The sequence below is a fragment of the Spirillospora sp. NPDC127506 genome (assembly GCF_040302145.1).
In the GTDB taxonomy this organism is placed as follows: Bacteria; Actinomycetota; Actinomycetes; order Streptosporangiales; family Streptosporangiaceae; genus Spirillospora.
Genome location: NZ_JBEORG010000049.1, coordinates 23,877 through 44,889, shown reverse-complemented (window position 1 = coordinate 44,889; position 21,013 = coordinate 23,877). Strand labels below are relative to the sequence as shown.

Genomic DNA, 21,013 nt, shown 5'->3' with positions numbered 1-21,013 from the left:
ACTGGGGTTCCGCAACCTGACCAACTACATCGCCAGATCACTACTCGAGACCGGCGGCTTCAAACCGCAACTACACCCTCGATCGTGAAGAGCCGCGAAAGGGGCGTTCCGCGGATGCGGCGGCATCCGCGGAACGCCCCTGTGCGCGCTGGACAGAAGGGTGCGCGTCACCCGATTCCGGGCAGCGCGGGGAGCCCGAGCGGGGCCGCGTCGGGCATGGAGATCGGGCCATCCGACAGCGGGCCGGCCGACAGCGGGCCGTCCGCCGGGCGCGCGGCCGGGTCCTTCCTGGCCTTCAGCACGTCGACGACCTGCCCGACGCCCTGCTCCGTCCGGTCGAGGCCCGCGCCGGCGTCGTTCACGGCGCCGTTCGCCTGGCCGAGGACGTCGTCGGACGGCACCGGCGTGGCGCGCCGGTCGCGCAGCGGGAAGAGCACGGACCCGGCCGGCGGCCCGCCGGGACGCGCGGCGCCGAGCGCGGCCGGCGCGCTCGGCGGGCCGGCGGGAAGCGCCATGCTCACCGGCATGTTCGCGCGGCGCCCGGCCGGCAGCGCGGGGCGCATGCCCGCCACCTCGCCGATCTCGCCGCCGACCTTGCCCGCGCCCTTCAGGAGCTTCCCGCCGGCCTTGCCGGCGGCCCCGGGCGGGACGGGGAGCGGGACCGTCCCGCCGGCGGCGCGCCGGGCGCCCAGGCAGTCGCCCTCGGGCAGCCCGCCGAGCGGGGTCTTGCCGATGGACGGCAGCCGCGTCTCCGGCAGGCGCGCCCCGGTCTCGATGTCGACCGTCCTGCCGGGATTCAGCGCGCAGCGGGCGGCCTGGGACCGGACGCGGGACGTCCCCGGGGCGGCGCGCAGCACGCCGTCGACGGCGCCGGTGGCCGTCTCGGCGGTCTGCCCTCCGGTCTGCACGACCGGGTCCGGCAGGGCCCGGAGCGCCGGGTAGGCGGTGCCGGCGGTGTCGTAGAGGAGCGCGGTGGCCGGGCCGGGCGCCGCGTCCGCCGGGGCGGGCACGGCGGCGACGGCGGCGGCGAGCGGCACGAGGGCGGCGGCGCCCAGCAGACCTCTGACTGATCGGTTCATTCTTTCCCCCGGGGATTTTTCGGCTTTGACCCTGCACGCGGTGTGCGCCGGCGAGAGCACCGGAACGGCGCACCGCCGAGCGGGGACATTAGTACAGCCGGGGGTCCGGCACGGCGAATTCGAGAATCAATTGGTGAACGCCGGAGAGATCTCAGGAATTGATCAGCCGGAATTGCGCCGGACGGCGGGCGAGGAAGATATCCGACAAAAGACGAAGCGGGGGCGCCCCCGTTGGGACGCCCCCGCCCGGCGGGTGCCGGCTACTCGGCCGCGCCGAGGGAGATGGCCTGGTCGACCTCCTCCTTGCGCGCCGCGAGCTCGGCCGCGTACTTCTCCTCGTCGACCTTCTCGGCGATCTCCTCGTCCTGCTTCATCAGCGCTTCGAGGTCGGCCTTGGCGTTGTCGAGGACGCCCATGTCCTGGTAGGCGGCCTGCACCTTGTCGCCCCAGAGGCCCACGTCGCGGACGCACGGGACGATACGGCTGAACAGCAGCGACTGATAGAGGGTGTACATGTCGGAGTTGTCGACGAACTCCATGCACCGCTCGACCGGCATGTCGAGCTGCTCGAAGATCTCGCGCCCCTTGAACCGGTCGCGCATCAGGTAGCAGCCCTCGACGACGAACTCCTCGCGCTCGGCCCGCTCCTTGTCGGTGAGCTCGGCGTAGTAGTCCTTGAGGGCCAGCCGCCCGAACGCGACGTGCCGCGCCTCGTCCTGCATGACGTATGCGAGCAGCTGCTTGACCAGCGGGTTCGTCGACATGTCGCGGTACAGCCCGAACGCCGCGAGCGCGAGGCCCTCGATGAGGACCTGCATGCCGAGGTAGGGGAGGTCCCAGCGGCTGTCCTCCAGCGACTCGGCGAGCAGCTTCGCGAGGTCCTGGTTGATCGGGTAGTACATCCCGATCTTCTCGTGCACGAACCTCGTGTACAGCTCGACGTGCCGGGCCTCGTCCATGGTCTGGGTCGCGGCGTAGAACTTCGAGTCCAGGTCGGGGACGGACTGGACGATCCGCGCCGACACGTTCAGCGCGCCCTGCTCGCCGTGCAGGAACTGGCTGAACAGCCAGGAGCCCTGGTGCCGGCCGAACTCGTCCCGCTCCTTCTGCGACATCTTCTCCCAGATGTCGGACCCGAAGAGCGGGTTGAAGTTCTCCGGCAGCCCGGCGACGTTGATCGGGTCGACCTCAAGGTCCCAGTCGATGCGCTTCTGCGCGTCCCACTGCTTGTCCTTGCCCTTCTGGTACAGGTTCAGCAGCCGGTCGCGCCCCTCGTCGTACTCCCAGGTGAAGCGGGTGTCGCCCGCCATAGGGACGTTCCACGTCTCGGTCGGGACCGGGGTGGAGTAGAGGTCAAAGGAACTCACGGGGGGATCCTCCTCCAGGCGTTGCGCCGCGTCCTCGCGACGCCGGTTGCACCGCCCACGGCTTTACATACCTTCGTAACATGTAAAGCTCGCGGAAACCAGGGTCACGCGCGAACCAAGAGGTGGAAAAGCCGCCGCCCGCGTCCCCGGGCGGGAGACGCGGGCGGCGGCCGATCTCAGCGGGACTGGAGGGCGTCCAGGGCGACGGCCTGGGCGATGACCAGGCGCCGGTCGAGGCGCGGGTCCTTGATGTCGACGGTGTAGCGGTCGCGGAGGCCGAACTTCTTCTCCACCGAGAAGACGACCTGGTCGCCGGCGTAGAAGTCGAAGTGGTACGGCCAGGCGAACGGCAGGCTGTCCACGTACGGGATGAACTGCCAGACCCGCCGGAGCACCGCCACGAACTTGTTGCGCTCGCTGCCGGTGGTCACCCCGAGGCCCGGCTGCTCCAGATGCCAGGTCGAGGCCAGCAGCGACTTCTTGAAGTCCTTGCGGAAGACGCCGATGGGCTGGCCGTGCGCGTCCGTGATGTCGTAGGCGCTGGCCAGGTCGATGCGCTTGCGCGCCTTGAAGCCGAGGATCGGACGCGTCTTGGAGTCGTCCGAGTAGAGGGTGACCTGCTCCTTGAACGCCAGCCGCTTCTGCTGCGCGAAGGCGAGCAGTTCGCCCTCCTCGCCGCCCGGAGCCTCGGCGTGCACCTCGTACTGGTTCACCATCAGGCGCACCCGCTGCCGGATCAGCAGCCTGTTCTGCGCCTGCAGTCTCTCTTCGTCCAGCGGTCTCACCCGTTCTGTCGCGTTGTGCGGTGGGAGTCTGCCACAGCACGTCCGCAACATCACGAGTTTTCCGGCAGCGCACCGGGCGGGAGTCAGGACTCCTGGATGTGGGCGGAGAGGTAGCCGTGGATCAGGCGCTCCGCCTCGGCGAGGATCTCGGGGTCGCCGTCCGGGTCGCGGCGGAACGCCATCTTCAGGACGGCGTCGCCGGCCTCGACCGAGATGGCGAGCGCGGTGGCGAGGCCGGGGGTGTCCTGGACGCCGAACGTCTCCACGATCATCCGGCGCAGCCGGTCGGCGACCACCGCGTTGTTGTCGGCGTCGGAGTCGAGCAGGTTGACGTCGGCGACGTCGCCGAAGCGCAGCACCCGGAAGCCGGGGACCGTGCGGTGCATGTCGACGAAGATCTCGATGATCGCGCCGACCGTGTCGGACCAGTCGTCGAAGCCGCCCTCGGCGAGCCGGGCCGAGATCCGGTCGCCGAACTCCTCCAGGTTGCGCAGCGCGAGGGCCTGCGCGACCGCGCGCTTGTCGGGGAAGAACTGGTAGACCGAGCCGATCGCCACCTCGGCGCGCTGCGCGATGCGCGTCGTGGTGAGGCCGTCGTAGCCGTCCTCGTCGAGGATCTCCGCGCACGCGTCGAGCATCCGCTGGACGCGTTCGGCGCTGCGGCGCTGGGCTGGGCGGCGGCGGAGCGGGGTCCGGATCTCGGTCACCCCGCCATTGTCCCCCGAACGGCGGGCCGCCCGGCATGGACGGTCGCCGTTCGGCACCCCGGGGCCACGGGAGTCTTCCGCCCGCACCACCCCCGCACTAATATCCGAAAGCTATTCGCATTTCGGCGGGCACGCGGGGAGGGGAACTGCGATGGGTCTTCCGGAGGGCTTCCGATGGGGCGTCGCCACCGCCGCCTACCAGATCGAGGGCGCGGTGGACGAGGACGGGCGGGGACCGTCCACCTGGGACGCCTTCTCCCACACGCCCGGACGCGTCCGGGACGGCCACACCGGCGACGTCGCCTGCGACCACTACCACCGCTGGCCGGAGGACGTCGCGCTCATGGCGGGCCTCGGCGTCGGCTCCTACCGGTTCTCGATCGCGTGGCCGCGCGTCCAGCCGCCCGGCAGCGGCCCGGTCAACGCGAAGGGCCTCGACTTCTACGACCGGCTGGTCGACGGGCTGCTCGCCGCGGGCATCGCGCCCGCCGCCACCCTCTACCACTGGGACCTCCCGCAGCCGCTGGAAGACGCGGGCGGCTGGATGGAACGCGACACCGCCTACCGGTTCGCCGAATTCTCCTACCTGGCGGCGGAGCGGCTCGCCGACCGCGTGGACATGTGGATAACCCTGAACGAGCCCGTGGTCGTCACGGCCTACGGGTACGCGTTCGGCGTCTACGCCCCCGGCCGGGCGCTCATGCTGGACGCGCTCCCGACCGCGCACCACCAGCTGCTCGCCCACGGCCTCGCCGTCAACGCGCTGCGCAGCCGCGGCGCCCGCGCCGTCGGGCTGACGAACCACTACTCCCCGGCGTGGGCCGCGTCGCCCGGCGACCAGCCCGCCGCCGACGCCTTCGACGCGTTCATGAACCGCCTGTTCACCGACCCCGTGCTGCTCGGCCGGTACCCGGAGCTGATGGCGGACGCGCCGTTCGTCCGTCCCGAGGACATGCCGGTCATCGCGTCGCCGATCGACTTCCTGGGCGTGAACTACTACCACCCGACGCGGCTCGCGACGGCGTCCGAGGGGCCGCTGCCCTTCGACATCGTGGACATCACCGAGTACCCGACCACCGGGATGGGCTGGCCGATCGTCCCGGACGCGTTCCTGTCGCTGCTCCGCACGCTCGACGCCAGGTACGACCTGCCGCCGCTCTACATCACCGAGAACGGGTGCTCGTTCCCCGACGAGGTCGGCCCGGACGGCACGGTGGACGACTCGTCCCGCATCGAGTTCCTGGACGCCCACATCAAGGCCATGCGCACCGCCATCGACGAGGGCATCGACATCCGCGGCTACTACACGTGGTCGCTGCTGGACAATTTCGAATGGGCGGAGGGCTACCACCCGCGCTTCGGCCTCGTCCACGTCGACTACGAGACGCAGAAGCGCACGCCGAAGAAGTCCTACGCCTGGTACCGGGATCTCATAGCGTCGTCGTGACCCGTTCGCGTCGTCGTGACCCGTTCGCGTCGTCGTGACCCGTTCTAGGCTGGGCACATGGCCGTCGAAGTACAGGTCCTGGGGAGAGCCCTCAAACAGGCCCAGTACCGGCAGCACCGCATGCTCGACAGCAGGCTCGCCGAGATCGGCACGACGCCGGCGCAGTGGGACGCGCTCCGCGCGATCAGCCGCGCGCCCGGGTCGTCCGCGCGGGCGCTGGCCGCGGAGACGTACCAGAGCGAGCAGGCGTTCGGGACGCTCGCCGGGCGGCTGGTCGCCCAGCACCTCATCGAACGGCGCCGCGGGCGCGGCCGCAGCATCGAGCACCACCTCACCCCCGCCGGCGAGAAGGTCCTCGCGGACGGGCACGCCGTCGCCGACGAGGTCCTCACCGAGTTCTTCGCGCCGCTGTCGGACGGCGAGCGGGCCGCCCTCCTCGACCTGCTGCTCCGCCTCGGCGGGGCGGAGTGACCCCGGTAGTCTGCTCTGTCTCCGTTTTTCGCGTCGGGGAGGTCAAGAGTGCCGGAGGCCCGTCCGCTGCGCCCCAACGATCCGCGGGAGGTCGGCGGGTTCCGGCTGACCTCCCGCATCGGCGAAGGCGCCCAGGGCACCGTCTACCTGGGTGAATCGGACACCGGGCAGCGGGTCGCGGTGAAGCTCCTGCACGCCGACTTCGGCCGCGACCCGCGCGCCCGCACCGCCTTCGAGCGGGAACTGGCCGCGGCCCGGCGCGTCGCCCCGTTCTGCACCGCGCGCATCCTCGCCGCGACGGCCGACGGCGACCTCCCGCACATCATCACCGAGTACGTCGACGGGCCGTCCCTCAAGGACATGATCGCCGAGCGGGGGGCGGCGTCCCCCGACGAGCAGGTCAGGCTGGCGATCGGGACCGCGACCGCGCTGGCCGCGATCCACGAGGCGGGCGTCGTCCACCGCGACTTCAAACCGGCCAACGTGCTGCTCGGCCCGGACGGCCCGAAGGTCATCGACTTCGGCATCGCGCGCCCGCTGGACGCCACGTCCGCCACCATGACCGGTGCGGTCGGCACGCCCGCCTACATGGCGCCCGAGCAGGTCGCGGGCTCGCCCGGCGGCGCGCCGGTGGACATGTTCGCCTGGGGCTGCACGATGGCGTTCGCCGCGAACGGGGCCCCGCCGTTCGGGAACGACTCCGTCCCGGCGATCATGCAGCGCGTCCTGTACGCGGAGCCGGAGCTCGGCGCGCTGACCGGCCGGCTGCGCGACCTGGTGGCGTCCTGCCTGGCCAAGGACCCGGCTGCCCGCCTCACGGCCACGCAGGTGCTGCAGCGCCTCCTCGGCATAGGCCCGGACGCGGACCTCCTCGCCGAAGGCACCTCCGCCGCCGGCGCAACCCCGCGCCCGAACGCCGCGCCATCACCGGCCGCAGACGCGAACACCCCGCCCACCCCGGGTTCGCCACCCAACGCGGGCGCGTCGGCCGGGCCGGTGGTGCCGGGGGCGGGGGCGCCGCCGGCGGGCTGGGCGCCGCCTATACCCGGCGGCGGGGTGCAGCCCGGTGGCGGCGGGGTGCAGCCCGGTGCCTGGCCGGGGGCGGGGGCGCCTGCGGGCGGGTTCGCTCCTCCCGCACGGCCGGCGGGCGGGCGGACGTGGCCGATCGTCGGTGCGGCGGCGGCCGCGGTGCTGCTGGTGGCGGGCGGGCTCACCACCGCGATCCTGCTGAACCGCGGCGACGAGGAGAAGGCCCGCAGGCCGGTCGCGCAGGCACCGGCCCCGGGGAAGACGTGCAGCTACCCGCCGGCGGGGAGCGACAACGTCAAGTTCGTGGGAACGCCGCCGAGCCGCGTCCCGGCCTCACAGCCGACCCAGGCCGCGATCAAGACCAACCTGGGCACGCTGGAGCTGAAGCTGGATCCCGCGAAGGCGCCGTGCACGGTGAACTCGCTGGCCTTCCTCGCGGGCAAGGGCTTCTACGACGGCGTCTCGTGCCACCGCTTGACGACGAACGCCGGCCTGAAGGTTCTCCAGTGCGGCGACCCGTCCGGCAGCGGATCGGGAGGCCCGTCGTACGAGTTCGCCGACGAGAACACGTCCGGTGCGTCCTACCGCAGGGGCACCGTGGCGATGGCGAACCGGGGGCCGAACACCAACGGGAGCCAGTTCTTCATCCTGTACGAGGACGCGCCGGACCTTCCGCCCAACTACCCGGTCTTCGGGGAGGTCACGGCCGGGATGGACATCATCGACCGGGTCGCCGCGAAGGGCGTGCAGGGCGGCGGCGACGACGGCCGGCCCGCCCAGAAGATCACGATCAGCCGGTTCACCACCTCCGCGGCGTGATCCCCGCCATGGGACGACCAGGCCCATGGAATCGCCGGCCGAGGTGCGCGGATCGGCGGCGTCGACGGTGAGATCGTCCGGCTGCCGGGCGGGCGCGCCGCCGGTCAGCCGCAGGCGCCGGCGGGCGCCTGGACGGTCGTGTTGATGCGGTTGAACAGGTTCTCCAGCGAGATCACGAGGATGAGCGCCGACCGCTGCCGCTCGTCGAAGTGGGCGGCGACCTCGTCCCACAGCGCGTCCGGCACCGCCGGCGCGGACCGGTCGGCGAGCCGGGTGACGTGCTCGGCGAGGTCCAGCGCCGCCCGCTCGGCGGCCGTGAAGAAGGGCGCGCCCCGCCAGGCCGCGACGGCGGCCGTCCGCTCCGCAGGCTCACCCGCCCTGATCAGGTTGTGGACGTGGCCGTGGGCGCAGGCGCCGCACCCGTTGATCTGGCTGGTGCGCAGGGAGACCAGTTCCTGCAGTTCGTGCGTGAGTCCGCCCTCGTTGACGGCCTGGATCAGCCCCCCGATGCCCTCCATCGCGCTGGGCAGGACGTGGGCCGGGTTCTTCATCCGCGCTTCCATGGCTTCTCCTTCGAGCGGGTCGACACATGGGCGACGGCGAGCACCGGAGGCGATGTGACATCACGCGGCGGCGGGCGCCATGGTGCGGCGGCGCCAGTAGTGGACGGTCAGGATCGCCAGCAGCGGCCCCCAGGCGAGGAAGGGCGCGTAGGCGAGCGTCATCACCGCGCCCGCGAAGCCGTGCGGGCTCTCGCTGTCGGCCATCGCGTCATTCCAGCCGGACGCGCCCGTCACGCCGATCAGCGTGACCGCCGCCGCCCCCAGCGACGCGGCGCCGACGGCGAACGGCACGGGCACCCGGCGCCCGCCGACCCGCGGGAACCAGTGCGGGAACACCTCGCCCCACGGCCGCACCAGCCCGAGCGCGAGCAGGGCGAAGGACTCCGCCACGATGCTGAGCGCGAAGACGTACGGGGTCCCGATGGGGTGCGGGAAGTCGGCCAGCTCGCTGCTCTCCGCGAAACCCACCGGCACGCCGAGGCCCAGCGCGATCCGCCACAGGCCGGACGGCAGGACGGTCAGCGGGATGGCGTGCGCCACCCAGTAGGCCCAGCGGGGCACGGGACGGGCTGTGGTCATGGCGTCCTCCTTGATCGGCAGGACTTCATGCTCACGCGGCCGGGCCGTCCGGCACGTCCCCCGGGAGGGCCGCGGCGTTCCCCCGCGCGGGGGAACCGCTACGCGTTCTCGACGCCGAGGACGCCCAGCGGATCGGCGAGCAGCGGCGCGAAGCCGAGCTCGGCCGCCCCGGCCAGCGTCGCGTCGTAGCCGAGCGCGGCGGTGCGGAGCGCGACGCGCTCCCGGGACACCGGCAGGCCGCCGGTCGTCACCCGGTCGCGGACGACGGCCGCCGCACCCCGGTAGATCTCGCTGAGGATGCCGCCGAAGACGACGACGCCGGGATTGAACAGGTTGATCAGGTTGACCACGCCGATGCCGAGCCAGCCGCCGACCCGGTCGAGGGCCGCGCGGGCGGCCGGGTCCCCGCGCTCCGCGGCCGCCACGACCGCCCGGACGCCCTCCCGCCCGACGGGGCCGCCGGCGCGTCCGGCCGCCTCCAGCAGCGCCGGCTCGCCGACCTCCGCCTCCAGGCAGCCCCGCGAGCCGCAGTTGCACGGGCGGCCGTCGTACGGGTTGACGATCATGTGGCCGAGTTCGGCGGCGTAGCCCTCGTCGCCGTCCAGCAGCCGGCCGCCGACGATGATGCCGCCGCCCACCCCGACGTCCCCGTGCAGGTAGACGAGGTTCTCGCGGCCGGCGCCCGCACCGCGCACCTGCTCGGCCAGCGCCCCCAGATGCGCCTCGTTGCCGACCGCCACGGGCAGCCCGAGGCCGAGCCGCCTGCCGAGCTCCGGGCCGACGTCGAGGTCCGTCCACCCCAGGGTCGGCGCCAGCCGCACCTTCCCGTCGACGGCCCTGATCAGGCCGCAGTAGGACAGGCCGACCCCCACGCACTCCGCCTCCGGAGGCGCGGCGGCCGCGAGCGCGCCACCGAACGAGGCGAGGACTCCGACCACTTCCTCCAGGTCGTCCTGCCCCCGCCGCCGCGGCGCGTCCCTGCGCTCCAGCACGGCGCCGCCGAGCCCGACCCTGGCGGCGGCCACCCGGTCCACCGCGACGTCGAAGGCCAGCACGTACACCCGGCTGCTCTCGGCCCGGACGACGAGCGGCGGCCGGCCCGCCCGTCCCGTCGCCGCCGACGTCTCCTCCCGCACCAGGCCGGCGGCGGCGAGCTTGGCGATCAGCGTCAGGACCGTGCTGCGGTTCACGCCCATCCGCTCGGCGAGCTCGGTGCGCGACACCGCCCCGTCCCGGTGCACCTCCCGCAGCACCGCCCCGAGGTTCCGCCGCCGCGTCGACGGCGATACCCGCCGCGGCGAGACGAGAGAGGAGGACATGTCCCACAAGCTACCCAAGGAGCCTCTCCGGGCCGAGCCGCCCCCGGATCGGAACCCCGCCCCAGGCCGTCCGCGCTCGGATGATCAGGGCGGCGCGCGGCCCCGGCAGGCTTGGGTGCCTGCCGGGGCCTTCTTCAGCGTGCTTCGTGGGCCGGGGTCGGCGGTGCGGGCTCGGCCGGGGCGGGGGCCGGCTGCTGGACGGCGGCTCGGCCGGGGAGCAGCAGGGCCAGCAGGGCGGCCACGCCCGCGAAGCCGGTGGCCCACCAGAAAGACTGGTGGAAGGCGCCGACCGGGTCGCCGGCCGCCATGACGTGCGCCAGGATCACCGCCAGGACCGCCGTCCCGAAGGAGCCGCCTATCTGCTGGGCCACGCGGATCAGGACGCTGGCGTGGGCGATCTGCTCGCGGTCCAGGCCCAGGTACGCGACGGCCATGACCGGGACTGTGACGGCGCCCAGGCCGATGCCGCGCAGGAGCAGCCATGCGGCGAGCGTCCAGGTGCCCGTATGGGCGTCGGCGTAGGCGAAGGGGACGGTGGCGGCGCCGACGACCAGGAAGCCGGCGACGGCGATCGGGCGGGCGCCGAGGCGGTCGGTGAGGCTGCCGGCGAGGGAGCGGCTCAGCAGCGCGCCGATGCCCTGCGGGACGAGCGCGAGGCCCGCGTCGAGGGCCGTGGTGCCGCGGACCTGCTGGTAGAGCAGCGGCAGCAGCAGGACGGCGCCGTAGAGGGCGAAGCCGGAGAAGAACAGCACGGTCGAGGCCGACACCGTCGGGCGGCGGGCGAACAGGCGGACGTCCACGAGCGGGTCGGTGCGGCGCAGCGCGTAGGCGGCGAAGCCCGCGAGGAGCCCGACGCCGACGATCAGCGGGGTCAGGGTGCCGGGCTCCGCGAAGCCCTTGGTGGCGGCCTCGGAGAGGCCGAAGATGGTCGCGGCCAGGCCGGGGGCGAGCAGGGTCAGCCCGGGGACGTCCAGGCGGGGGCGACCGGACGGGTCGTCGCGGTCGAGGTACCGGGCGGCGAGCCAGATGCCGACCACGCAGAACGGGACGTTCACCCAGAACATCCACCGCCAGCTGAGGTGCGTGAGGATCAAGCCTCCCACCAGCGGGCCGAGGATCGGGCCGAGCAGGGCGGGCAGCGCGACGACCGCCGTGGTGCGGCCGAGCAGCCGGCCGCCCGCGGCGCGGACGACCAGGGTGGTCATCACCGGCAGCATCAGCCCGCCGCCGATGCCCTGGACGACCCGCCCGGCGATCAGGGCCGGGGCGTTCCAGGCGGCGCTGGACGCCAGGGAGCCGGCCAGGAACACGGCCAGCGAGAAGATCCACACGCGCTTGCCGCCGAACCGGGCCATCGCCCAGGTGCTGAGCGGGACGGTGATGCCGAGCGCGAGCAGGTAGGCGGTGGTGACCCACTGGATCGTGGCGACCGAGGAATGCAGATCGGCCACCAGCGAATGCAGCGCCACCCCGACGATCGTGGTGTCGAAGACGACGGCCAGGACGCCGACGATCAGCACGCCGGCGGTCCTGAGCACCTTCGAATCGAGACGGTCCCCCATTGCGCACCTCGTTAAGAGTCATCAGTGTTTCTTATCCCCCACGGTAGACTGTCCCATTAAGAAACACAAGTGACTCTTAACGGAGGACGCCGTGGCGGAGGAGCCGGGCCGGCGCCGGCGGGGCAAGGCTCTGGAGGACGCGCTGCTGCGCGCCGCGTGGGACGAGCTGGTCGAGTCCGGCTACGCGGCGCTGACGATGGAGCGCGTGGCGGCCCGGGCGGGCACCAGCCGGGCCGTCCTCTACCGGCGGTGGCCGGGCAAGACCGAACTGGTGATCGCGGCCATCCGGCACCGGAGGGAGACCGATCCGGTCACCATCCCGGACACCGGGAACCTGCGCGACGACCTCATCGCGCTGATGCGGTCCGCGACCCGGCGGCGCATCGACCTCGCCGCCATGATCGGCGCGCAGCTCGGCGGCCTGTTCGCCGAGGCCGGCACCACGCCCGCCGAGCTGCGCGGACAGCTCATCGGCGCGGGGTCGCTCTGGTCGCGGGACATCTACCGGCGCGCGGTCCAGCGCGGCGAGCTCGACCGCGACCGCGTCCCCGGCTCGGTGCTCGCGATGCCGTTCGACCTGCTGCGCCACGACATGCTCATGACGTTCGAGCCCGTCCCGGACGAGCGCATCATCGCCATCGTGGACGAGCTGTTCCTCCCCCTCCTGGCCCGCTACCAGGAGGGTTAGGCGGCGGAAAGGCGGTACGTCGTGCCGCTGCTGCCCTGCACCCAGGCGCCGGGCAGGGCGGAGGCCAGGGCGTGCTGGGCGCGCCAGCCGGTGCAGTGGCCGGGGACGACCAGGCTCGGCGCCAGGTCGGTCAGCGCGGCGACCGTGGGCGGGATGACCGGTTCGAAGGCCGGGCCGCCCAGATGCAGCCCGCCGACGAGCGCGTGCAGCCGGTCGACCCCCGTCAGCCGCCGCGCGTGCCGGACGATGTTGACCGCGCCCGCGTGCCCGCAGCCCGTCAGCACCACCAGGCCCCGGTCGCGGACGTGCACGACGAGCGCCTGGTCGTCGGCCACCAGCGGGTCGTGCACCCAGTCCGACCCCGTCCACGCCTGGTGCGGCGGCGGCATGCCGTGCTCGAACTCGGTGGTGCGGTCGACCTCGCCGGTGATCAGCACGGCGCCGTCCAGCAGCAGGGACGGCTCGCGCCGCTCGATGATCTCGAAGCCCTCCGCGTCCAGCGCCCGCCTGCTCAGCGTCGGCAGCTCCTCCGGCTCCCGGCCGGGCACCGCGAACCGGCGCCGGGTCCACACCAGCGGGTGCAGCACCATCGGCAGGGACCGGACGCCGCGCTTGCCGGCCAGCCCGGCGAGCCCGCCCGTGTGGTCGAAATGGCCGTGGCTGAGCACGACGGCCTGGACGTCCCCGAAGCCGACGCCGAGCCGGTCGGCGTTGGTGACCATCGCGTCCTTGGACCGACCCGTGTCGAACAGCAGCGTGGTCGAGCGCCCGGCCCTGCGCACCGTGACCAGTGCGGCGAAGCCGTGCTCGGCGATCAGCCCGTCGTAGGTGCGGCCCTCCTCGAACAGCGGCGCCTCCACCGCGCCCGCGCCGGCCGCGGCCCGCCGAGTGCGCTCGTCGCTGGTCAGCAGGGAGTCGAAGACGTTGTCGACCAGGGTGACGATCTCGACCTCGTCCACCGGCTCCAGCGCGATCGGATCGACCGCCGGCCCCGGCGCCGGACGCGGCATCGACGCCCGTGCCTCCCCGGCCGCTGTCTCGCACATGGCGGCAGCCTAACCCGGAGGACGGCGGGCCGCCCGCTCCGGCCCGGCGGGGTGGCCCGGGCCGGAACGGGCCGTCGTCAGTAGACGTAGGGCCAGGCGGAGCCGTCCCAGCCGAGCAGGTTGATGCCCAGGTAGGACGCGCCGCTGTCCGCGTAGTAGTGGTAGAAGAGCACGTCGCCGTCGACGTCGCCGAGGACGGCCTGGTGGCCCGGCCCGTGGATCGAGCCGTGGCCCGCGAGCACCTCGGTGCCGCCGCCGCTGTTCATGGGCACGCCGTTGCGGTCGACGTAGGGGCCGGTGACGGACGCCGACCGGCCCACCATGACGCGGTAGGTGCTGGCGGCGCCCCGGCAGCAGTAGTCGAACGACACGAACAGGTAGTAGTAGCCGCCGTGCCGGTAGATGAACGGAGCCTCGATCGGGCCGCCGCCCCGGGACGCGATGGAGCGCACGGACCGGTCGGACGAGGAGCGCAGGCCGCTGCCGGCGTCAAGGCGGATCATCTTGATGCCGGACCAGAACGACCCGAAGGTCAGCCACCACTGGCCCGACCCGTCGACGACGAGGTTCGGGTCGATCGCGTTGTAGTCCACCGAGGAGCTGCTGTCGATGACCATGCCGCGGTGCGTCCAGGTGCCCGACGCGCCGGTGGGACTGGTGGCCAGGAAGATCGCCGAATGCTGCGACCCGAAGGTGGACGCCGAGTAGTACAGGTAGAACTGGCCGTTGTGGTAGGAGATGTCGGGCGCCCACAGGCTCCGGCCGCCATTGGTGTAGGCGCTGGTCCACGGCGCGCCGCCGGGGAAGGCGACGCCGGCGTTCCGCCACGCGGTCCGGTCGGTGGACGTCTTGATCGGGATGTTGTCGCCGGTCGTGACGACGATGTAGGTCCCGCCGGGCGCCCGGACGACGGAGGGGTCGTGCGCGCCGGTCGAGCCGGTGACGTATCCGGGGTTCGGATACCCCGCCGCCAGGGCCTTCCCGGCGGCCGCGCCGGCGAGGCGCACCTGCTCGCCGGCGTCTGCGGACCGGGTGGCCAGGGCAGCCGACGACACCGCCGCGAGCGCGACGGCCAAGGCGATCGCCAAGGCGCGCCAGGGGCGCCGCCGCGCATGCGGCACCAGGGGAGCGGTCATGGGGACTCTCCTTTCGGGTGACGCTGCCGGCCCGAAACACGCGGGGGCGAGCGGCCGGACGGCCGCGGACCCCGCGCATGACAGCGGGTGTGACCGGTAACATCGACGCCGACGTGGCGGCCTTGACTCACCTCCGGGAACGCGGGGCGCCGGCGCACGCAGCCGCGACGGCCGGCGGCGCGCGCCCCGAGTCCGCCGCCGCCGGCAATTGCAGCGCTGCAAAACAGCATGCACCGAACGCCGGAAGGGCGCAAGAACCGTACGAAAGGAACTCGCCGCACGCGCCCCGCCGCCACGCGGCCGCGGCCGGGCGGGCCGCTGCGGCACGCCGCCTCGCGGGCGCGGCCGGGCGAGCCGGTGCGGCACACCGGCGCGCTGGCGCGGCCGGGCGGCGGGGGTCAGTGCGCGGCGGGGGCGGCGCGGCCGGCGGTGCTCTCGCGGACGATCAGGCGGTGCGGCGCCCGGAGTTCGAGCCCCGGCGGCGGCGTCTTGCTGCCGATGCGCAGCAGCAGGCGCTCGACGGCGGTGGCCGCGATCATGCCCTTGTCCGGCGAGATCGTGGTGACCGTCGGGTTGGAGTACCGGCCGTCCTCGATGTCGTCGTAGCCGATGACCGCGACGTCCTCCGGCACCCGCATCCCGCGCGAGATCAGCGTGTGGATCGCGCCCAGCGCGACGAGGTCGCTGTAGCAGAAGACGGCGTCCGGCGGGTCGCCGCGGTCGAGCAGGTGGGCCATGGCCTCCGCGCCGTCCGCCCGGTTGAAGCGGGGCCTGCGGATGATGAGGTCCTCGTGCACCGGGAGCCCGCGCCGCTCGTGCGCCTCGCGGAAGCCGCGGGTGCGCAGCTGGGCCGCCTCGCCCGTCTCGTACGGCTGGTCGCCGATCGCGGCGACCCGGCGGCGGCCGAGGTCCAGCAGGTGCTCGACGGCGTGCCGGGACGCCTCGACGTCGTCGATGCCGACGTGGTCGAACGTTCCATCGCTGACGCGCTCGCCGAGGATGACCAGCGGCAGGTCGGGGTCGCGGTCGGCGAGGGCCTCCTGCGAGAGGCCGAGCGGGCTGAAGATGACCCCGTCGAAGAGCAGCCGGCTGGAGCCGTGGTTGATGAGCATCCGCTCGTGCTCGCGGTCGCCGTCCGTCTGGTCGATCAGCACGTTGTAGCCCTGCACGCGGGCGGCCCGGATGATGTCCTGGAGCAGTTCGGAGAAATACGGCGTGTCCAGGTACGGGACGACCACCGCGATCTGCCCGGACCGGCCGCGCGCCAGGTTGCGGGCGAGCACGTTGGGCCGGTAGCCGAGCTGGTCGACGGCCTCCTGCACGCGCCGCCGGGTGTGCTCGGTGACGTTGGCGTAGCCGTTCACCACGTTGGAGACCGTCCGGCTGGACACGCCGGCGAGCTCGGCCACGTCGCGCAGGGTCACCTCACGTCCTCGTCGCATCCCCGTCCCCTCCGGCTGGTGTCGGTCGGCGGCCCGCTCCGGCCCTCCACAAGCTTCCGGCAGTTCCCTCTTGCCGTCCACTGCCGCGCCGTGCATCCTGTTTGCAGCGCTGCAAAGGATATCCGAAACCGGTGGGCCATGCGCTCACCAGGGCTGACATGCGACTCGCGAGACGCCTCGCGCTCGTGCGGGCACGGGACGTACGCGGGACCTGACAGCCGGTCCTTGGTGTGCCAGCACCAAGGACCGACTTACCCAACACGCGATACCAGCGCGTCGAATCCCCCTGGGAGGGACCAATGAGTGTCAGGCACTCCAGTCTAAAACGCGGACGGCGCCGGCCGGTCCGGGCGATGGTCGCGGTGGTCGCCGCCGCCGCGCTGACCGCCGCGGGCTGCGGCGGGTCCGGCGACGCGGGCGGCAAGCCCGACGGCCCCGTCAAGATCAAGGTCTGGGCCTGGTACCCGTCGTTCAAGCCGGTCGTCGACCACTTCAACAAGACGCACACCGACGTCCAGATCGAGTGGACGAACGCCGGCACCGGCCAGGACCAGTACACCAAGCTGCAGACCGCGCTCAAGGCGGGCAAGGGCGCGCCGGACGTGGTGATGATCGAGTTCCAGGAGATCCCCACGTTCCAGCTCACCAAGCACCTGGTCGACATGGGCGAGTACGGCGCCAACGCCGCCAAGGGCAACTACGTCGACTGGGCGTGGAAGCAGGTCAGCGCCGGCGACAAGGTGTACGCGATCCCGGTCGACGCCGGCCCGATGGCGATGCTGTACCGCAAGGACATCTTCGACAAGTACAAGCTCACCGTCCCGAAGACCTGGGCCGAGTTCAAGGAGCAGGCGCAGAAGCTGAAGAAGGCGTCGCCGTCCAGCTTCATGACCGACTTCGGCGCCAACGACGGCGGCTTCATGACCGGGCTGCTGTGGCAGGCCGGCGCGCGGCCGTTCGACTACACGTCCGCGAAGGCGCCGAACATCGGTCTCAGCCTCAACGGCCCGCAGGCCAAGCAGACGATGTCGTACTGGGAGGACATGGTCGGCACCGGCCTCGCCGACACCACCGCCTTCGCGACGACCGACTTCTACACCGGCCTGACCACCGGCAAGTACGCCACCTACCTGGCCGCCGGCTGGGGTCCCGGCTACCTGGCGAGCGTCGCCAAGAAGACTTCCGGCAAGTGGCGGGCCGCGCCGCTGCCGCAGTGGACGGACGGCGCGAACGCGCAGGGCGACTGGGGCGGCTCCGCGTTCGCCGTCACCGACCAGTCCGAGCACCCGAAGGAGGCGACGAAGGTCGCCATGGAGATCTTCGGGGTCGACAAGGAGGCGTGGCGCATCGGCATCGACCAGGCGTTCCTGTTCCCGACCACGACGCCGATCCTGGAGTGGGACTACTTCCGCGGCAAGGAGTACGAGTTCTTCGGCGGCCAGAAGGTCAACGAGGTGTTCGTGCCCGCGTACAACGGCGTCGGCGAGTTCCGCTGGAGCCCGTTCAACAGCTACTACTTCAGCCAGCTGACGACGGCCCTGAACCAGGCCATCGAGAAGAAGACCTCGTGGCCGGCGGCGCTGGACACCGTCCAGCAGAACCTGACGAAGTACGCCTCGCAGCAGGGCTTCAAGGTCGCGCCGTGAGGATACGCAAGGGACCCGGCCGCCACGCGGCGGCCGGGTGGCTGTTCGTCACCCCCTTCACCGTCCTGCTCGTCGCGTTCCTGCTGCTGCCGATGGCGTACGCGGCCAAGCTCAGCCTGTACCGGTCCACGCTGGTGCAGGGCGAGGTCTTCGCCTGGCTGGACAACTACCGGCAGGCGCTCGGCGACCCCGAGTTCCGCCGCGGCGTCGTCCGCGTGATCGTCTTCGGGGTCGTGCAGACCCCGGTGATGATCGCGCTGGCGCTGGTCTTCGCGCTGCTCATCGACGAGGCCACCTCACGCCTGTCGCGGTTCTTCCGGCTGGCGGCGTTCGTCCCGTACGCGGTGCCGGTGGTGATCGGGACGCTGATGTGGGGCTTCCTCTACAGCCCGCGGACCGGCCTGTTCAGCTCCGCCGGCGGCCTGGACCCGCTGTCCGGCGACACGGTGCTGGTCTCGCTGGGCAACGTCGTGACCTGGCAGTGGGCCGGCTACAACATGATCGTCCTGTACGCGGCGCTGCAGGGGCTGCCGCGCGAGGTGTACGAGTCGGCCCGCATCGACGGCGCCGGGCCGGTGCAGATCGCGCTGCGCATCAAGACGCCGATGATCTCCGCGGCGATCGTGCTGGTCACGATCTTCACGATCATCGGCACCCTGCAGTTCTTCACCGAGCCGCTGATCCTGCAGCCGCTGAACCCGGGCGCGATCACCAACAGCTACACGCCCAACATGTACGCCTACCACCAGGCGTTCTCGTACCAGCAGTACAACTACTCCGCCGCCATCTCCTTCCTGCTGGGCGCGGTCGTCTTCATCGGGTCGTACATCTTCCTGTTCGTCACGAGGCGAAGGAGCGCGCTGCGATGAGCACCGTGACGCTGGACGGCACGTCCACCCGCGCGGCCGAGCGGACGCCGCGCCGGACGGCCCGGTTCGGCGCCGGGCGGATCGCCTCGCACGCCGTGATGGCGGTCATGGCGGTGTACTTCCTGCTGCCGTTCTGGTGGCTGCTGGTGGCGGCGACGAAGAACAACGACGGGCTGTTCGGCTCGCAGCCGCTGTGGTTCGGCGGCGACTTCAGCCTGTTCGACAACCTGTCCCGGCTGTTCACCCAGGACGACGGCGTCTACCTCAAGTGGCTGCGGAACTCGGCGCTGTACTCGGTCGTGAGCGGCTTCGGCGCGACGGCGGTCGCGGCGCTCGCCGGATACGCGTTCGCCAAGCTGCGCTTCCCCGGGCGCAACGCGCTGTTCGCGGCCCTGCTCGGCCTGATCATGGTGCCGATGACGGCGCTCGTCCTGCCGACGTACCTGCTGATGAGCGAGATCGGGCTCACCGACTCGGTGTGGGCGGTGATCCTGCCGTCGCTGCTCAACCCGTTCGGCGTGTACCTGCTGCGCGTCTACGCGCACGACTCGGTGCCGGACGAGATGCTGGAGGCCGCCCGCATCGACGGCGCCGGCGAGTTCCGGGTGTTCCTCAGCGTCGCGCTGCCGGCGATGCGCCCCGCGCTCGTCACCGTGCTGCTGTTCACGATGGTGGCCACCTGGAACAACTTCTTCCTGCCGCTGGTGATGCTCAGCGACGACGACCTGTTCCCGCTGACCGTGGGACTGCGCACGTGGTACCAGTCCGCGACCATCGGCAGCGGCGGCGGGCAGGCCCTGTTCAACGTCATCGTGGCCGGCTCGCTCGTCGCGATCATCCCCCTGATCATCGCTTTCCTCCTGCTCCAGCGGTACTGGCGCGGCGGCCTCACCATCGGCGCCGTCAAGTGACCGCCCCCCGAAGGGAAAACATGCACCTCGCTTCTGTCGTCCTCGATCCCGCCTCGGTCGTGGCCCCGGTCAGCCGCCGCACGTTCGGCTCGTTCGTCGAGCACATGGGGCGCTGCGTCTACACCGGCATCTACGAACCGGACCACCCGTCGGCGGACGAGGACGGGTTCCGCACCGACGTCCTCGCGCTGACCCGCGAGCTGGGCGTCACGGTGGTGCGCTATCCGGGCGGCAACTTCGTCTCCGGCTACCGCTGGGAGGACGGCATCGGGCCGCGCGACCGGCGGCCCCGCCGCCGCGACCTCGCCTGGCACAGCGTCGAGACGAACCAGGTCGGCATCGACGAGTTCGCCCGGTGGGCGGCCAAGGCCGACGTCGAGATCATGTACGCGGTGAACCTCGGCACCCGGGGCGTCCAGGAGGCGCTGGACGTCCACGAGTACGTCAACCATCCCGAGGGGACCACGCTCTCCGAGCTGCGGCGCGCGAACGGGGCCGCCAAGCCGTACGGCATCCGGATGTGGTGCCTCGGCAACGAGATGGACGGGCCGTGGCAGACCGGGCACAAGACCGCCCACGAGTACGGCCTGCTCGCCGCGTCCACCGCGCGGGCGCTGCGGTCGGCGGAACCGGGCCTCGAACTGGTCGTGTGCGGCAGCTCCAGCTCCGCGATGCCGACGTTCGGCACGTGGGAGGCGACCGTCCTGGAGCACGCCTACGACCTCGTCGACTACGTGTCCTGCCACGCCTACTACGAGGAGATGGACGGCGACCTGGGCTCGTTCCTCGCCAGCGCCGTCGACATGGACCACTTCGTCGACAGCATCGTCGCGACGGCCGACAGCGTCGGCGCGCGGCTGCGCAGCAAGAAGAAGATCAACCTGTCGTTCGACGAGTGGAACGTCTGGTACCTGTCCCGCTTCCAGGGCCAGGAGCCCCCCGAGAGCTGGGACGTGGCGCCCCGCGTCATCGAGGACGAGTACAACGTCGCGGACGCCGTCGTCGTCGGCAACCTGCTCATCTCCCTGCTGCGGCACAGCGACCGGGTCACCGCGGCCTGCCAGGCGCAGCTGGTCAACGTGATCGCCCCGATCCGCACCGAGCCCGGCGGCCCGGCCTGGCGGCAGACGATCTTCCACCCGTTCGCGAAGACCGCGGCCCTCGCCCGCGGGGACGTGCTGCGCACGCGCCTCACGTCCCCCACCTACGGGACCGCCAAGTACGGCGAGGTCCCGGTGGTCGACGCCATCGCCACCCACGACGCGGAGACCGGCGAGGTGGTCGTCTTCGCCGTCAACCGCGACCAGAACGACCCCGTGGAACTGACCGTGGACCTGCACCTGTTCGCCGAGGCCCTGCACCTCGCCGAGGCCGACACGCTGACCGACGCCGACCTGGCCGCCACCAACACCCGCGAATCCCCGGACCGCGTCGTCCTCCGCCCCAACGACCGGGTGACGGTCGAAGGCGACACTCTGAAGGCCGTCCTCCCCCGAGTCTCCTGGACCGCGATCCGCCTCCGGCCGGCGGGAGCCGACCGGTGAGCCC

At 72.3% G+C, this 21,013-nt stretch carries 19 protein-coding genes; 8 read left to right on the top strand and 11 right to left on the bottom strand.

Annotated elements, in window-relative coordinates; genetic code table 11:
• Positions 1–167: 167 nt before the first annotated feature.
• From ABTW95_RS31205 to ABTW95_RS31190, 4 genes are all read right to left on the bottom strand, one after another.
• On the bottom strand, positions 168–1,079 hold the full coding sequence (locus tag ABTW95_RS31205; protein ID WP_500228178.1) for a hypothetical protein: 912 nt from the start codon (positions 1,077–1,079) through the stop codon (positions 168–170).
• A 260-nt stretch (positions 1,080–1,339) separates the two neighbouring features.
• Positions 1,340–2,446 carry a ferritin-like domain-containing protein gene (locus tag ABTW95_RS31200; RefSeq protein ID WP_396452988.1) on the bottom strand — a complete coding sequence of 369 codons (1,107 nt, stop codon included), beginning with the start codon at positions 2,444–2,446 and terminating at the stop codon, positions 1,340–1,342.
• A gap of 176 nt (positions 2,447–2,622) precedes the next feature.
• Positions 2,623–3,231 (bottom strand): LURP-one-related family protein, encoded by a 609-nt coding sequence (locus ABTW95_RS31195; protein ID WP_396452990.1) that lies wholly within the window; start codon positions 3,229–3,231, stop codon positions 2,623–2,625.
• Positions 3,232–3,314: 83 nt separating this feature from the next.
• Positions 3,315–3,938 carry a TetR/AcrR family transcriptional regulator gene (locus ABTW95_RS31190; RefSeq protein WP_396452991.1) on the bottom strand — a complete coding sequence of 208 codons (624 nt, stop codon included), beginning with the start codon at positions 3,936–3,938 and terminating at the stop codon, positions 3,315–3,317.
• Positions 3,939–4,089: 151 nt separating this feature from the next.
• On the opposite strand from ABTW95_RS31190, the gene ABTW95_RS31185 reads away from it, so the two are divergent.
• From ABTW95_RS31185 to ABTW95_RS31175, 3 genes are read left to right on the top strand one after another with little or no spacing between them, the layout of a single operon-like run.
• Positions 4,090–5,385: a GH1 family beta-glucosidase gene (locus tag ABTW95_RS31185; RefSeq protein ID WP_500228177.1), complete on the top strand. Its 1,296-nt coding sequence runs from the start codon at positions 4,090–4,092 to the stop codon at positions 5,383–5,385.
• Between the two features lie 57 nt (positions 5,386–5,442).
• Positions 5,443–5,856, top strand: coding sequence for a MarR family winged helix-turn-helix transcriptional regulator (locus tag ABTW95_RS31180; protein WP_396452995.1), 414 nt, complete (start codon positions 5,443–5,445; stop codon positions 5,854–5,856).
• Between the two features lie 48 nt (positions 5,857–5,904).
• Entirely contained in the window at positions 5,905–7,704 is a 1,800-nt protein-coding gene (locus ABTW95_RS31175) for a protein kinase domain-containing protein (RefSeq protein WP_500228176.1), read from the top strand.
• Between the two features lie 104 nt (positions 7,705–7,808).
• On the opposite strand, the gene ABTW95_RS31170 is transcribed toward ABTW95_RS31175, so the two are convergent.
• The 4 genes from ABTW95_RS31170 to ABTW95_RS31155 form a co-directional block, all read right to left on the bottom strand.
• Positions 7,809–8,267 carry a carboxymuconolactone decarboxylase family protein gene (locus tag ABTW95_RS31170; RefSeq protein ID WP_396449359.1) on the bottom strand — a complete coding sequence of 153 codons (459 nt, stop codon included), beginning with the start codon at positions 8,265–8,267 and terminating at the stop codon, positions 7,809–7,811.
• Between the two features lie 60 nt (positions 8,268–8,327).
• Positions 8,328–8,846, bottom strand: a complete 519-nt coding sequence (locus ABTW95_RS31165; protein ID WP_396449360.1) for a hypothetical protein — start codon at positions 8,844–8,846, stop codon at positions 8,328–8,330.
• A gap of 98 nt (positions 8,847–8,944) precedes the next feature.
• Positions 8,945–10,165, bottom strand: coding sequence for an ROK family protein (locus ABTW95_RS31160; RefSeq protein ID WP_396449361.1), 1,221 nt, complete (start codon positions 10,163–10,165; stop codon positions 8,945–8,947).
• 134 nt (positions 10,166–10,299) lie between these two features.
• A complete protein-coding gene (locus tag ABTW95_RS31155) occupies positions 10,300–11,727 on the bottom strand; it encodes an MDR family MFS transporter (protein ID WP_500228175.1) in 1,428 nt (475 codons plus the stop codon).
• Between the two features lie 91 nt (positions 11,728–11,818).
• On the opposite strand from ABTW95_RS31155, the gene ABTW95_RS31150 reads away from it, so the two are divergent.
• Complete coding sequence (locus ABTW95_RS31150) at positions 11,819–12,415, top strand: TetR/AcrR family transcriptional regulator (protein ID WP_396449363.1); 597 nt, start codon at positions 11,819–11,821, stop codon at positions 12,413–12,415.
• On the opposite strand, the gene ABTW95_RS31145 is transcribed toward ABTW95_RS31150, so the two are convergent.
• The 3 genes from ABTW95_RS31145 to ABTW95_RS31135 form a co-directional block, all read right to left on the bottom strand.
• Entirely contained in the window at positions 12,412–13,461 is a 1,050-nt protein-coding gene (locus tag ABTW95_RS31145; protein WP_500228174.1) for an MBL fold metallo-hydrolase, read from the bottom strand. The two genes, ABTW95_RS31150 and ABTW95_RS31145, sit on opposite strands and share 4 nt — an antisense overlap.
• A gap of 77 nt (positions 13,462–13,538) precedes the next feature.
• On the bottom strand, positions 13,539–14,597 hold the full coding sequence (locus ABTW95_RS31140) for an arabinan endo-1,5-alpha-L-arabinosidase (RefSeq protein WP_500228173.1): 1,059 nt from the start codon (positions 14,595–14,597) through the stop codon (positions 13,539–13,541).
• Positions 14,598–14,995: 398 nt separating this feature from the next.
• Entirely contained in the window at positions 14,996–16,039 is a 1,044-nt protein-coding gene (locus ABTW95_RS31135; protein WP_500228172.1) for a LacI family DNA-binding transcriptional regulator, read from the bottom strand.
• A 353-nt stretch (positions 16,040–16,392) separates the two neighbouring features.
• Here ABTW95_RS31135 and ABTW95_RS31130 point away from each other — a divergent pair, with 353 nt between their 5' ends.
• The 4 genes from ABTW95_RS31130 to arfA are packed head-to-tail and all read left to right on the top strand — an operon-like array spanning position 16,393 to position 21,009.
• A complete protein-coding gene (locus tag ABTW95_RS31130) occupies positions 16,393–17,685 on the top strand; it encodes an ABC transporter substrate-binding protein (protein ID WP_500228171.1) in 1,293 nt (430 codons plus the stop codon).
• On the top strand, positions 17,682–18,554 hold the full coding sequence (locus ABTW95_RS31125; RefSeq protein ID WP_396449368.1) for a carbohydrate ABC transporter permease: 873 nt from the start codon (positions 17,682–17,684) through the stop codon (positions 18,552–18,554). The genes ABTW95_RS31130 and ABTW95_RS31125 overlap by 4 nt, the downstream gene beginning before the upstream one ends.
• Positions 18,551–19,465 carry a carbohydrate ABC transporter permease gene (locus ABTW95_RS31120; protein WP_396449369.1) on the top strand — a complete coding sequence of 305 codons (915 nt, stop codon included), beginning with the start codon at positions 18,551–18,553 and terminating at the stop codon, positions 19,463–19,465. Before ABTW95_RS31125 ends, ABTW95_RS31120 begins: the two co-directional genes overlap by 4 nt.
• A gap of 20 nt (positions 19,466–19,485) precedes the next feature.
• Positions 19,486–21,009, top strand: a complete 1,524-nt coding sequence (gene arfA, locus ABTW95_RS31115; RefSeq protein ID WP_396449370.1) for an arabinosylfuranosidase ArfA — start codon at positions 19,486–19,488, stop codon at positions 21,007–21,009.
• Positions 21,010–21,013: the final 4 nt, after the last annotated feature.